We start from the raw sequence: 13,928 nt of genomic DNA, 5'->3' as shown, positions 1-13,928 counted from the left end.
AGCTTTAAGCGCGTTATACTAGTATCATCTTATACAAAGAGGTATATCTATGACTATTTATAATAATATCACTGAACTAATTGGACAAACACCGATTGTTAAACTTAACAATATTGTTCCAGAGGGTGCTGCAGATGTCTATGTTAAACTAGAAGCTTTTAACCCTGGATCGTCAGTAAAAGACCGTATTGCCCTTAGCATGATTGAAAAAGCAGAACAAGATGGTATTCTAAAACCGGGAGCTACTATTGTTGAAGCAACGAGTGGAAACACTGGTATCGGTCTTTCATGGGTTGGTGCCGCTAAAGGATATAAAGTTGTTATCGTCATGCCTGAAACGATGAGTGTGGAACGACGTAAGATTATCCAAGCCTATGGTGCTGAACTCGTCCTTACTCCTGGTAGCGAAGGAATGAAAGGGGCTATTGCCAAAGCTCAGGAAATCGCCGCTGAACGAGACGGCTTCCTTCCACTCCAATTTAATAATCCAGCTAATCCAGAAGTGCACGAAAGAACAACAGGAGCTGAAATACTGGCTGCTTTCGGTTCTGATGGACTAGATGCTTTTGTGGGTGGTGTTGGTACTGGTGGAACGATCTCAGGTGTTTCTCACGCTCTCAAAACAGCAAATTCAAACATTCAAGTTTATGCAGTTGAGGCAGACGAGTCAGCTATCTTGTCTGGGGAAAAACCAGGACCTCATAAAATTCAAGGAATCTCAGCTGGATTTATTCCTGAAACGCTTGATACAAAAGCCTATGATGGTATTGTCCGTGTAACGTCAGATGATGCTCTAGCCCTTGGCCGTGAAATTGGTGGAAAAGAAGGCTTCCTTGTTGGGATTTCTTCAGCTGCAGCGATTTACGGGGCAATTGAGGTTGCCAAGAAATTAGGTAAAGGTAAGAAAGTCCTTGCTTTAGCACCAGATAACGGCGAACGTTATTTGTCTACAGCACTCTATGAATTTGAAGTGTAGCCTCCTAAATGCACTTAGCCCTTATTAAAGGGCTTTTTGTTTACTCATACAGACTCTACTCTCTAGACAAAAAGAAGAAGGAAGCAATTTGCTTCCTTTTCTATTAGTTATTCAAGGCTGCTGCCATTGTAGCTGCAACTTCTGCTTCAAAGTCGTTTGCAGCTTTCTCGATACCTTCACCAACTTCAAAGCGAGCGAACTCAACTACTGAAGCATTTACTGATTCAAGGTAAGCTTCAACTGTCTTGCTGTCATCCATGATGTATACTTGTGCAAGAAGTGTGTATGCTTGGTCAACTTTGGTGTTGTCAAGCATGAAGCGGTCCATTTTACCTGGGATGATTTTGTCCCAGATTTTTTCTGGTTTGCCTTCTGCAGCCAACTCAGCTTTGATATCAGCTTCAGCTTGAGCAATCACTTCATCAGTCAATTGTGCTTTTGATCCATACTTCAAGTGTGGAAGAGCTGGTTTACCAACCATTGCACGGCTTTCGTTATCTTGGTCGATTACGTGGTTCAATTGTGCCAACTCATCTTTAACGAATTGCTCATCCAATTCTTTGTAAGAAAGAACTGTTGGTTTCATCGCAGCAATGTGCATTGAGATTTGTTTAGCAAGCGCTTCGTCTCCACCTTCGATTACAGAGATAACACCGATACGTCCACCATTGTGTTGGTATGCTCCGAAGTGTTGTGCATCTGTTTTTTCAAGCAAAGCAAAACGACGGAATGAGATTTTTTCACCGATTGTAGCTGTTGCAGATACATATGCAGCTTCAAGAGTTTCACCTGAAGGCATTGTCAAAGCAAGAGCTTCTTCGTTGTTAGCTGGTTTTCCTTCAGCGATTACTTTAGCTGTTGCGTTTACCAAGTCAACGAATTGAGCGTTTTTCGCAACGAAGTCAGTTTCGGCATTTACTTCAACTACTGCTGCAACGTTACCGTTAACAAATACACCAGTCAAACCTTCAGCTGCAACACGGTCAGCTTTCTTAGCTGCCTTCGCCATACCTTTTTCACGAAGCAATTCAATCGCTTTTTCGATGTCACCGTCTGTTTCTACAAGCGCTTTTTTAGCGTCCATAACACCGGCACCAGATTTTTCACGCAACTCTTTTACAAGTTTAGCTGTAATTTCTGCCATTTTGATTCTCCTATATTTTTTAAAAATAGGAGAGCTGGGCTAGGCCCCGCCCTCCTAGGTAATTACTATTTATATGAATTAAGCGTTGTCGCCTTCTACAACTTCAACGATTTCTTCGATTGAGTCAGCTTGAGCTTCTGAAGCTGCAAATTCTGCTTCAACTGCTGCTGCGTCTTCACCTTGACGTCCTTCGATGATAGCGTCAGCCAATTTAGCTGTGATCAATTTAACAGCGCGGATAGCGTCATCGTTAGCTGGGATGATTACATCGATATCGTCTGGGTCAGTATTTGTGTCAACCATCGCTACAACTGGGATACCCAATTTTTTAGCTTCTTTAACAGCGATTTGTTCTTTATGTGGGTCAACTACGTACATTACATCAGGGATACGAGGCATGTCTTCGATACCACCCAAGAATTTTTCAAGACGTGCACGTTGTTTGTTAAGAAGTGCAACTTCTTTCTTAGGAAGAACGTCGAAGATTCCTTCTTCTTCCATACGTTTGATTTCTTTCAAACGAGCGATACGTTTTTGGATAGTTCCCCAGTTAGTAAGAGTTCCACCCAACCAACGGTGGTTGATGTAGTATTGACCTGAACGTTCTGCTTCTTCTTTAACAGCGTCAGCAGCTTGTTTTTTAGTACCAACAAACAATACAACTGCATCGTTAGCTGCAGCATCACGCATAAAGTCGTATGCTTGGTCAGCGTATTTTACAGTTTGTTGCAAGTCGATAACGTGGATTCCGTTACGCTCAGTGAAGATGTACTTAGCCATCTTAGGGTTCCAGCGACGAGTTTGGTGACCAAAGTGTACACCAGCCTCAAGAAGTTGTTTCATTGAAATTACTGCCATGAGTATTTCTCCTTTTTGTTTTTTTCCTCTCCTCGACTTCAACTTGCAAAACGACCCGAGGGCAACAGTCTCACAATTCATCAAGAATGAGTATTATCGTTTACACGACAAGTTTCATTTTATCACATTTTAGCCATATTTTCAAGTGGTTTTGATATATTTCGGCCTTGCTTTCGATAAAAAATAATAAAAGAGACTCGCATCGAGCCTCTTCGTTTCATTCATTAGTTTGGATAGATGTAAGTAACATAACCTTCAGAAGTTGTAGTTGGGTTGAACCATCCACGTTTGTTACCGATTGTACGATTTCCACCATAGTTTGATTCTGATACTTGAATGCTAGTTGATGATGAAACTGCTGTAACAACCGCTACGTGTCCATATCCACCGTCATTCCAACATGCAATCGCACCAACTTGTGGAGTTGATCCAGTACGGAATCCTGCAGCTGCTGCACTTGTAGCCCACTGCGCTCCGTTACCCCAGTAATCTCCAGCCCAAGGTGCTAATGTTTTAGCTCCCCAAGTACATTCACCAGTTGGATAACTTGAAGCATTTGTACTGTATGTTGGACGTTGTCTAGTTGGAGTCGGAGCAGGTGCTGGAGTGTAGCTTGAATCATCATCTGATGAAGAGCTTGAAGTTGCTTGCACTTGATCTGAAAGTGTTGTATTTCCAGAAGCAACAACTGATTGTTGTTGGCTTGTTTGACGTGCTTTATAAGCCGCTTCTGCTTCGGCTGCTGCTTTCGCTTCTGCCTCTGCTGCTGCTTTTTGTTCCAATAAAGTAGCTTTATCGCTTTCTGCAGTAGCTTTCTCTGCAGCAAGGTTTAACTCAGCAACTTTCAACTCTGCTTGTTTTGTTGTCAATGCTTGTGCATCGTCAGCAAGCGTTTGTTGGTTCGCAATGACAGTGTTGATTGCTTCATTGTTTGCAACCTGTTTTTCAGCGATAGATTTCTTATCAGCTTTCTGTTGTTCCAACATTTTGTTGTTAGCTGATACAATCTCGCTCATTGCTGCAACACGTGAAATAGCTTCTGTAATTGATTTTGAGTTTACAATTGTATTGATATAGCTAGTTGCAGCACCGTTTGTTTGTGCACTACGTGCTTGTTTTTCCAAAGATTCATTACGAGCAACAATGTTCTTAGAAAGCTCTGTAATTTCTCCTTCAAGTTTTTTAGATTCAGCTTGTAGAGTTTCGTTCTCAGCTTCCAAGTTTGTTTGTTGAGTTTGGATAGCTGTAACTTGCGTTTGGATTTCATCTACTTGTTTTTGAGCTTCTTTTTGTTGAGATGTCAAATTACTAATCTTACTATCTTGAGCAGCAATTTTTTCATCAGTTGTTTCAGCATGAACAGTTGTTAATACCGCCGCTTGTGAAACCAATACTGTACTTAACAAAAGTGACGCTAAGATTTTTTTCTTCATATTATGTAGATACTCCTTCTATTTAAGACATTACTAGTATACCAAAAAAAGACATAATAAATATTACGCCTTTGTTACATTTTTATTTCTTTCTTATAGATAACATTTTTCAAAAATATATTGGAAAACAAGCATCCATAAAAAGTTTAAAATCATTGATGGGACAAGGCTATAGACGATGAAAACTGGCATCGATTCTACTGTAAACCCCATAGCAAGAGCGAGGAGATAGCTCCCCATATCAAATAGGAAACTCATCACAACTATTGTTAACATTCTTGTCCAACGGTTTAGCAAAATTACACTATTAAATTTATGGAGTGAAGCACCTATTAAGATAAATAGAAGCGTCGCAATTCCTATCAAGTGGAAAAAATAGATATCGTACACCAAACCCACTATACAGCAATAAGCTAGATAGAGATATTCTGAAACCTCTATTGTCTCAAACAAGAGAAATAAAAACAGAAAATGACTTGCTAAATGAAAGTGAGGGAAGAAGGATCCCGCTAATTGTCCAATATGTGCATCAATTAGTACGACAAAAGGGAGTAAAAAGAAAATACCAATTTGTTTTAACAGTCTCATTGCTAATTCCCCACTAACTCTACCACATGAAGATTTTTGGTGTCAGCACTTAACTTTACTGTTACTTCCTTTGTTAGATAATCACTGCTGTGTGTTGTAGCAACAACCTCGCCAACAGGAATATCCTTAACATTAAAGTTTCCGAGCCCCCCTGTCGTCACCTTGTCTCCCGCGCTAATTTCACTGTTACTATTTAATTGGCTAATTTTAAGCAGTTCTGACTCCTTATCATAACCAACGATAATCCCGTAAATTTCAGTAGAGCCATGCAGGATTTTAACAGAAATTTTGTCTGAATTTTCGGTATTTGTCAATAGATTGACCGTTGTTGAATGATCCTCCACCTTTGAAACACTACCAATCAAGCCCCCGTTTGCAATGGCCAACATATTTTCAGAAGCTCCTTTTGAACTTCCCGCATCAATTGTTAACTCTTGTTTCCAAGATACTGGAGCTCGCATAATCACATCTGCTGCAATGGTTTTTGTAGCCTGCAATTTTGACTTCATATCCAGCAACTGACGTAATTGTTCATTTTCATTTTTTAAACTTTCTGATTGATTAGACTCCACCTCTAGTTGATAGAGCTGTTTTTTTAGACTCTCATTTTCATTGTAAGTCTGCGTCAAATGTCCCAAATCCGATTTGAAAGTATCAAACCACTGAAAGGGTTTTTGAACAATTCTATCTACTAAGGAAATCCCATCTCCTAGTTTCGTCACAATAGCGCTTGAATAGGTTGTCACTAATAGAACAGAAACTGCCAGAACTGTGACAAAAACGATGATTAGATATTTTGATTTTTTAAAACGGTTCATATTCCTACCTTTATACTAAAAACCTGCTACTGTGAGCTTCTTATCAATCCTACAAACCTACTAAGATTTTAAGAAAAATAAGAAACATCCCAGTATCAAAATCACAAGAATTGCCAGTGTATCCTTTTGACTCCATCTCAATTGTCTATACTGACTTCTACCCTTTCCTCCCTGATAACCACGCGCTTCCATCGCTATTGCCAATGAATCTGCACGCTTTAAGCTCGTCGCAAAAAGAGGAATTAAAATTGGAATCATAGCCTTTACTTTTTGAACGATGCTGCCTTCGCCAAAGTCAACTCCACGGGCTTTCTGAGCATTCATAATTCGCGTCGTGTCATCCATCAATGTTGGAACAAAACGCAAACTCATTGATAACATGAGGCCAATTTCATGAACGGGAACTTTCACACGTTTTAGCGGTGCTAAAAGAGCTTCAACTGCGGTTGCCAGACTCAAAGGCATGGTCGTTAATGTTAGCAAGGTTGAAAAGAAAATAATCAACACAAAACGACAGAAAATGATTCCTGCTTGTTGCAAAGCATAATCCGTTATTCTTATAAAAGAAAACTCAAATAGGACATTTCCACTTGAAATGAAAAAGAGCTGAAAAAGAGTCGTAAAGGCGATCAAAAAGAACATGGATTTTAATCCCTGAACGAAAAATGAGAGAGAAACGCCCGATAATGCGATAAATATACCTGTCGCTACAAACAGAACGAGATTGGTGAGAGGATTATTGGCCCAAAATACAATCAAAATCAGCAGGATCATGGCAAGCAATTTACTACGTGGATCCAAGCGATGAATGATGGAATCTCCTGGTATATAACGCCCTAAAATCATACTATCCATTTAGCGACTCCTTAAACTCCTCTATCTTGATTGGCAGTTTTTTAAAAGCTACACCTCTATCTGCCAAACGCTTACAAAAGGCTGTGATTTTAGGCACACCTAACTGTACCTTTTCCATAGAGGCTACATCTTGAAAGACATCACTTGGTTTGCCACTTTTGACCAAACGCCCCTTTTCCATAACATAAACCTGATTAGCATATGCAGCTACATCATCCATCAAATGCGTTACCAGAACGATTGTCATTCCAGAAAGGTGGAGTTCTTTAAACAAGGTCATCAATTCTTTTCTGCCCAAAGGATCAAGCCCTGCTGTCGGCTCATCCAAAACCAAAACAGTTGGCTCCATCGCTAGCATACCTGCTATAGCCACACGTCTCATCTGGCCACCCGAAAGTTCAAACGGGCTACGCTCAAAGAGTGACTCATCGATGCCTACCAAGGCTAACTTTTCACGCGCAATTTTCTTGGCCTCTTCCTCAGAAACTCCAAAATTTTGCGGTCCAAATGCAACATCTTTCAAAACAGTCTCTTCGAAAATCTGATTTTCAGCAAATTGAAACACTAGACCAACCTGCTTTCGAATCTGACGAATTTCTTTATTGGTTGATGTAGGGGTAATGACAGTATCAAAAACTCGAACAGAACCCTTACTTGGTACCAATAGGCCATTTAAAAGCTGTAAAATCGTTGATTTCCCACTACCTGTGTGCCCTACCAAAGCCGTATAGGAACCATCCTCAATCGTCAAGGAAACATCAGTCAAGGCTGATGAAGATAGGGGAGTCCCCTCTTGATAGGTAAAGCTCACATTTTCTAGAGTAATTCCCATAACTTGTCCTCTAGCTCTCTTTCTGTCAAATAGCCATCCGGCAACTGATAGCCAGTCTCTCTCAAAGAGCCTCTCAATTGATTAGCAAAAGGCTCATCTAACCCTATCTGGTCAAGGTCATCCCGAGAAAAAAGTTCTCTTGGGCTACTGGTTGACTCCACTTGGCCTTTTTTCATGACCAAGACACGGTCACTCATCGCAACTTCCTCTAAATCATGTGTAATGGAGACGACTGTCATCTGGTGGTCTTTTCGAATCTCTTGAACTGTCTGAATCAGTTCTCTGCGTCCCTCAGGATCCAACATACTTGTAGCCTCGTCCAAAATCAAAATAGCTGGTCTCAGGGCAACAACTCCCGCAATAGCCACACGCTGTTTTTGTCCACCAGATAAACGAGCTGGTTCTCTATTCTTAAAGTCCAGCATCCCTACCAACTCCAAAGATTCGGCCACTCTCTTCTTCATTTCTTCACGAGGAAGTCCCTGATTTTCTAAACCAAAGGCAACATCATCTTCAACAGTCGCCCCCACAAATTGGTTATCTGGATTTTGAAAAACCATACCAATTTGTCGACGCAAGTCCCAAACATTCTCAGAGGACAACAATTGCCCATCTATCCAGATTTCCCCAGACTCTGCTTCAAGCAATCCATCAATCAAACGGATAGTTGTCGATTTCCCACTCCCGTTATGACCTACAATCGAAAGCCATTCTCCCCGTTTCACGTGAAACGAGACATTATTAACATCATAATGATCCTGGTCTTCCTTATAACGAAAAGACAGATCTTTTACTTCAATAATCGATTTCATTTTGAACCAAATGTTCCTTTGAATACATGAGCGCTACCCTTAAAATAATCATAACCAGAGTAGATAGTGAAAAACAAAGCGATATAAAGCAACAGCTGACCAATTAAATTCCAATGTAAGAGCAAAAAGATAATGGCAAACATCTGACTAAAGGTCTTGATTTTCCCTGGCATAGCTGCTGCTAGAACTGTCCCTCCCGTCTCAACAAGCAACAAGCGCAAGCCTGTCACCGCAAGTTCACGACAAATGATAATAGCAACAACCCAAGCTGGAGCCATACCTAACTCAATTAACATGATAAAAGCTGACATAACCAACAGCTTATCAGCCATCGGATCTGCAAATTTTCCAAAATTGCTGACTACATTCCATTTACGAGCAAGGTAGCCATCAAGATAATCCGTTACACTAGCAACTGCAAAAATTATCGCTGCTAGCAAATGACCGCCTTGTGAATGGCCCAAAGTCAAAATAAGAATAAAGAGAGGTATAAAGAGAATTCTACCAATAGTTAATACATTAGGAATTTGTTCTTTTTTCATTGATTTTTCCTTAATCTGTAGTAAATGTAAGTGTTACAGTTCCAGTCTGAGTTGTCAGCTTCGAAGTATCAATCGTTTGATTGTCCACAGTCACAGTAACTCCCTTCACTACACCTAAAGTAATGGCAACGGGATTCTTAGTTGAAACTGTTGTTTTTGCATTCTTATTGTCTGCGGATAGTGTCACACCACCCTCCAGCTCACTTCCTGAAACACTAACCCAACTAGCTTCATCTGAAACTGCCAATTGAACAGTAGCGGTTTCCTTATTCGTTTTATACCGAGCTTCAATGCGGTTTCCTTCGCCTGACACTGTAATAGTTGATTCCGTAGTAGAAGACGAGCTAGACGTCTGACTACTAGAAGATGAACTAGATGAGGTGGTTGAACTAGTCGAGCTCACAACACTATAATTAGCTGAAGAAGGACTTGGCTGAGTTTGGATGTAGTTCCAGACATAGTAAGTGACAAAAATTAAAATTGACAAAGCAAATAGGACGAAATAAAACAAGGGGAGATAAGACGTTTTTTTCTTATTTGACCGTCTGCGACCAGACAAGTCTTCTTCATCGACATCTACCTCTTCATAAGTGATCATACTACCTGAATCATATGCATCCAAAACAATTCTTTCATCTAACTCTACTGCCCAGGCATATTTTCTTAAAAAAGAACGAGCATAGAAGGTACTAGGAAGTTGATCAAAATCATCTGCCTCCATAGCTTCTAGAAAATGCAACTGAATTTCAGTTTTTTCCTGCAATTCTTCTAAACTCAATCCCTGGTTAATTCTAGCTAAACGTAGAACATCGCCAATTGTTTTTTTTCTCATACGTACCATTCCTTCTTTCTAGTATTAGTTATCTTTTAAGCTGGAAAGATTGTAAAATCAACTAGATCACCATTATCAATCAAACGATGTCCAGCTTCTAGAACATCCTCCAAAGTAATTTCCTGTAAAATTTTCGGAAAATCAAAAATTGTTTCTCCGCGATCCATCGGATCGTATTGAGTTGCAATAAATTCCAAAGAGTTCATGCTACTGAAAAACTCACCAAACATCTCACTCTTAACAAGATCTAAATGCTCCTCGGTAATATCCGCATCACTACTAAACTGACGAATCGCTTTACGAAATTGATGTGACAGAGAAACAGGCTCTTTGGTGTCCATTGTCAATATCACAAAATGAAAGCGACTATTGACTTCAACCTCAAGTGACAAAGACGCGTCTAACTTCCCAGACTCATATAACCTTTGAAAACGATCAGAAGTCCAACCAAACATCATCGTAAATAGTAATTTCAATAAAATATTGTAACGATAAGACTCAGCTTCTGCTATTTGCCCATTACCTCTAATCGCAACAGCAAGTTTTGGTGAAGAAACTTCCATCCGAAGACTATCTGTTTGCTTCACAGGCTGTAAGGGTAGTTGCTCTTTTGTAACTGTAAACTGTTCTAGAGTCTTCTTTTCCTTTTTCGAAAAGTATTCCTCAACAACTTTTACATCAATATTTCCAACTAAAAACAGTGACATGTTGACAGGTTTGTAAAAGTCTGTAAAGTTCTCTTTTAAATTTGAAACTTGAATCTCAGAAATTGATTTTTCACTTCCAACTATATCTGTTGCTAAAGGAGTATCAGGATAAAGGTTGGCTAATGTTGCAAAAAACAAACGTGAGTCTGGATCATCTTGGTACATTTCTCGTTCTTGCTGGATAATAGCCTGTTCCCTAAAAACAGACTCTTCTGTAAAATGAACATCTCCAACTAACTCATCTAGCAAATCTAAATTCTCTAATAGATGGTCAATTGTTGAAAAAAGATAGCTGGTCTTAGTAAAGCTTGTAAAGGCATTACTGTCCGCACCTAATCGAGTAAAAGCAGCCATTATATCCTCAGAATTTTCTCTTTCAAACAATTTATGTTCAAGAAAATGTGCAATTCCTGCTGGATGATGACGTAAACCTTTTTCCAAACTTGTATAAGTTGCATCTACAGAACCAAATTGAACTGTTACAATCCCATAAACCTCATTGAAATCTTGCTTAGGGAGTAAAGAAACTGTCAACCCATTTGACAATTGTGTTTTGTAGACTGTTTCCTTTACAGCAGGATAGTATTTTTCCTCAAAAGTAACCTTTGTCATTCTACTCCTTCCATAAAGTAAATCGCTTGTAACTTTAAACTGTTGGCAGCTTTACATACAGCTTCTTTCTCAACATTCTCTAATTTTGCCACCAATCGATCCATATCAAAGCTTGATTTTCCAAATAGAGCATTCAAATAGACTCTTTCAACTAGGGTCTGTTGATTATCTTGAGCCATCAACAAAGATCGTCGAATCATCTCCTTTGTTTGTTCAAGCTCAAAATCTGTAAAGTTACCCTTTTTCAGATCTAGCAATTGATGATTCATCATTTTTCTAGCCTGATTTCGATTTTCTCTATCAATACCCGCATACATCCTTAACAGACCACTAAACAAATCCAATTGACTAGAGACTGTGTAGGCTATTCCAGCATTTTCACGAACGTTTGTAAAAAGTTTTGAATGTGCAAATTCACCTAACAAACCATTCATCACAAGCATGGGCAAATGCTCATCATCACCATATTTTACAGGAGAATGATAGCCTAATTCCAAAATAGATTGCCCAACATTCCTCTGAAACATTCCTTCTCGTAGAACATTCGAATAAGATTGATGGTACTGGATAGTGACGCCGTTCTCTCTAGCTGTAAAGGGTAATGATTTCAGTGATTCTGTAATTTCTACTTCGTTGAAGTCACCTAAGAAAAAGAAATCAATACGATCATTTTTCAGAGCATTTTGAAAGCACGTGTAGCTACTTTCCGGAGACTCATTTGAAATGCTATTTCGTAAATCACTGTATCTCAATTGAAGACGCTCATCATGGAAGAACAAGCTATCCAACTCCTTATGAGCAAAATAAAATGAATCATCCATATCAGTAGCTAAACTAGCCAATAACTGTTTTCTTTCAATTTCAAATAGGGCTGGCTCAAAAGCACTATCTTGAGCTAAGGGAGCAAATAAAGTCTGTTTCACCAATTCCAAAATTCGAGAAGTCAAGACATTTTTTTTACTCAAGAACTCATCTCGCACGTAGGTAAATGTTAAGTCAAGAATATGTGCCTGTCCTCTACGATAAGCACTTGTGGAAATATCTGTTCCATATAAACTTGCCAAGTATCTGCGAAATGCTTGTGATGTGGGATAAGCTTTATTTGCCGTCTCCAACATACTTGCACTTAACATGCGTCCTGCTATTGTCTCAAGAGATAAGGGAGCAGTAAAACGAATAGTGATTTTATTTGTTTTAAACTTTTTGGATTGAACAAAATGTGCTGAAATTCCAGGCACTAATTCCATACCTTACCTCCTTACATATAGAGTTCTATTATACCACGAAAATCAAAATTTTTCTTGTTCTCTTTATAGCTTTAAAGAGTAAAACCGTTTTCATTTCAACTAACTTTCCTTCAGCTATTTCAAGGAAAATATGGTATAATACCAAAGATTGAGGTGAATTATGGAATACAAATTATTTGAAGAATTTATTACGCTCCAAGCCCTCCTAAAAGAACTTGGAATTATACAAAGCGGTGGTGCTATCAAATCCTTTTTAATAGATCATCAAGTTTACTTTAATGGCGAGTTAGAAAGTAGACGTGGGAAAAAAATCCGTATTGGAGATACGATTGACATTCCTGATTTAAAGATTGACCTCACCTTGACACAACCAAGTTTAAAAGAGCAAGAAGAGTATCAAGCAGATAAGATTGAGAAAGAGCGAATTGCTAAACTTGTCAAAGAGATGAATAAAGGTATCAAGAAAAAAAAACAAAAAACTTCTTCATCGCCTAAAACCAAACAAGTTCCACGTTTTCCAGGAAGATAACCATGTGGCTCCAACATTTAACAATTAAAACCTTTCGAAACTACAAAGAGGCAAAAATTGATTTCAATCCAAAATTAAATGTCTTTCTAGGTCAAAATGCACAAGGAAAAACCAATATTCTAGAAGCAATCTATTTTTTAGCCTTAACACGTAGTCATCGGACTCGTACAGATAAAAATCTCATTCATTTTGATAACGAGCAACTCCATCTTTCTGGCTTTCTACAGAAAAAAACAAGCTCTATCCCTCTAGAAATTGATTTAACACCAAAAGGGCGTGTGACTAAGATCAATCACTTAAAACAAGCTCGCCTATCAGACTATATCGGACATATGAATGTTGTCCTCTTCGCACCTGAAGATCTCCAGCTAATTAAAGGAGCACCCTCTGTCCGTCGAAAGTTTATAGACATTGAACTGGGACAAATTAAACCAATCTACTTGTCAGACTTGTCAAACTATAACCATATACTCAAGCAGAGAAATACTTACCTAAAATCCAGCCAAAAGATTGATGAAACATTTCTGTCAGTCTTAGATGATCAGTTAATAGATTATGGTTGTCGCGTTATAAAGCATCGGATAAAATTCATTAAAGACTTAGAGAAATTTGGCCAAAAAAAACACTTAGAAATTTCAAATAAATTAGAAGAACTGTCAATATCTTATCAATCATCTGTCAACTTCACTAATGAAGAACAGCTAACAAGTTCCTTTAAAATTGCTTTAGATAAAAGCAGATCCAGAGATTTATTTAAAAAGAATACTGGAGTTGGCCCTCATCGAGATGATATTTCTTTTTATATCAATGGTATGGATGCTAGTTTTGGAAGCCAAGGTCAACATCGTAGCCTTGTTCTTTCTATAAAACTGGCGGAAATTGAGCTAATGGAAAGTATTACCAATGAGTCTCCGATACTACTGCTTGATGATGTTATGAGCGAACTTGACAATACACGGCAACTAAAATTACTAGAAACCATTTCTCAATCTATCCAAACCTTTATTACAACAACAAGTTTAGACCACTTACAAAACTTGCCAGAAAACCTTAGTATTTTCAACATTCAAAATGGTAAAATTTCTGTAAATCAACATTGACAACTTTGTAAATCATAACCACCCGTCTAACGGGTGGTTTGCA

Annotated in this window: 15 protein-coding genes; 3 read left to right on the top strand and 12 right to left on the bottom strand. The window is 38.7% G+C overall.

The window, feature by feature from the left end:
* The first annotated feature begins 49 nt into the window (after nt 1-49).
* Nucleotides 50-976: a cysteine synthase A gene (gene cysK, locus HMPREF2885_RS00125; RefSeq protein ID WP_000158482.1), complete on the top strand. Its 927-nt coding sequence runs from the start codon at nt 50-52 to the stop codon at nt 974-976.
* A 103-nt stretch (nt 977-1,079) separates the two neighbouring features.
* Here the strand turns inward: cysK and tsf are convergent, their stop codons facing one another.
* The 12 genes from tsf to yfmF form a co-directional block, all read right to left on the bottom strand.
* The gene (tsf, locus tag HMPREF2885_RS00120; RefSeq protein ID WP_000808059.1) at nt 1,080-2,120 is read right to left on the bottom strand and encodes a translation elongation factor Ts; all 1,041 of its coding nucleotides are present in this window, start codon (nt 2,118-2,120) and stop codon (nt 1,080-1,082) included.
* Nucleotides 2,121-2,198: 78 nt separating this feature from the next.
* Nucleotides 2,199-2,978, bottom strand: coding sequence for a 30S ribosomal protein S2 (gene rpsB, locus HMPREF2885_RS00115; RefSeq protein WP_000268475.1), 780 nt, complete (start codon nt 2,976-2,978; stop codon nt 2,199-2,201).
* Nucleotides 2,979-3,202: 224 nt separating this feature from the next.
* On the bottom strand, nt 3,203-4,411 hold the full coding sequence (gene pcsB / locus HMPREF2885_RS00110; RefSeq protein ID WP_049501303.1) for a peptidoglycan hydrolase PcsB: 1,209 nt from the start codon (nt 4,409-4,411) through the stop codon (nt 3,203-3,205).
* 93 nt (nt 4,412-4,504) lie between these two features.
* Entirely contained in the window at nt 4,505-4,999 is a 495-nt protein-coding gene (mreD, locus tag HMPREF2885_RS00105) for a rod shape-determining protein MreD (RefSeq protein ID WP_049501302.1), read from the bottom strand.
* A 2-nt stretch (nt 5,000-5,001) separates the two neighbouring features.
* Nucleotides 5,002-5,817, bottom strand: a complete 816-nt coding sequence (gene mreC, locus HMPREF2885_RS00100) for a rod shape-determining protein MreC (protein ID WP_049501301.1) — start codon at nt 5,815-5,817, stop codon at nt 5,002-5,004.
* A gap of 60 nt (nt 5,818-5,877) precedes the next feature.
* On the bottom strand, nt 5,878-6,672 hold the full coding sequence (locus HMPREF2885_RS00095) for an energy-coupling factor transporter transmembrane component T family protein (RefSeq protein ID WP_000377885.1): 795 nt from the start codon (nt 6,670-6,672) through the stop codon (nt 5,878-5,880).
* Nucleotides 6,665-7,504, bottom strand: a complete 840-nt coding sequence (locus tag HMPREF2885_RS00090; protein WP_049501299.1) for an energy-coupling factor transporter ATPase — start codon at nt 7,502-7,504, stop codon at nt 6,665-6,667. Before HMPREF2885_RS00090 ends, HMPREF2885_RS00095 begins: the two co-directional genes overlap by 8 nt.
* Complete coding sequence (locus HMPREF2885_RS00085) at nt 7,489-8,316, bottom strand: energy-coupling factor ABC transporter ATP-binding protein (RefSeq protein WP_049501298.1); 828 nt, start codon at nt 8,314-8,316, stop codon at nt 7,489-7,491. Before HMPREF2885_RS00085 ends, HMPREF2885_RS00090 begins: the two co-directional genes overlap by 16 nt.
* Nucleotides 8,313-8,858 carry a CDP-diacylglycerol--glycerol-3-phosphate 3-phosphatidyltransferase gene (pgsA, locus tag HMPREF2885_RS00080; RefSeq protein ID WP_000712146.1) on the bottom strand — a complete coding sequence of 182 codons (546 nt, stop codon included), beginning with the start codon at nt 8,856-8,858 and terminating at the stop codon, nt 8,313-8,315. The genes HMPREF2885_RS00085 and pgsA overlap by 4 nt, the downstream gene beginning before the upstream one ends.
* Before the next feature lie 10 nt (nt 8,859-8,868).
* Nucleotides 8,869-9,690 (bottom strand): cytoskeleton protein RodZ, encoded by an 822-nt coding sequence (gene rodZ / locus HMPREF2885_RS00075; RefSeq protein ID WP_065371484.1) that lies wholly within the window; start codon nt 9,688-9,690, stop codon nt 8,869-8,871.
* A 35-nt stretch (nt 9,691-9,725) separates the two neighbouring features.
* Nucleotides 9,726-11,009, bottom strand: a complete 1,284-nt coding sequence (gene yfmH, locus HMPREF2885_RS00070; protein WP_065371483.1) for an EF-P 5-aminopentanol modification-associated protein YfmH — start codon at nt 11,007-11,009, stop codon at nt 9,726-9,728.
* A complete protein-coding gene (gene yfmF / locus HMPREF2885_RS00065; RefSeq protein WP_065371482.1) occupies nt 11,006-12,256 on the bottom strand; it encodes an EF-P 5-aminopentanol modification-associated protein YfmF in 1,251 nt (416 codons plus the stop codon). The genes yfmH and yfmF overlap by 4 nt, the downstream gene beginning before the upstream one ends.
* 160 nt (nt 12,257-12,416) lie before the next feature.
* Here yfmF and yaaA point away from each other — a divergent pair, with 160 nt between their 5' ends.
* Nucleotides 12,417-12,785: a S4 domain-containing protein YaaA gene (gene yaaA, locus HMPREF2885_RS00060; protein WP_070656833.1), complete on the top strand. Its 369-nt coding sequence runs from the start codon at nt 12,417-12,419 to the stop codon at nt 12,783-12,785.
* Between the two features lie 2 nt (nt 12,786-12,787).
* Nucleotides 12,788-13,885, top strand: coding sequence for a DNA replication/repair protein RecF (gene recF, locus HMPREF2885_RS00055; RefSeq protein ID WP_070656832.1), 1,098 nt, complete (start codon nt 12,788-12,790; stop codon nt 13,883-13,885).
* Nucleotides 13,886-13,928: the final 43 nt, after the last annotated feature.

Source organism: Streptococcus sp. HMSC062H02, from assembly GCF_001813005.1.
GTDB lineage: Bacteria > Bacillota > Bacilli > Lactobacillales > Streptococcaceae > Streptococcus > Streptococcus oralis_S.
Note: the sequence above shows the minus strand (reverse complement) of the source record. Positions and strands in the feature narration are given on the sequence as shown.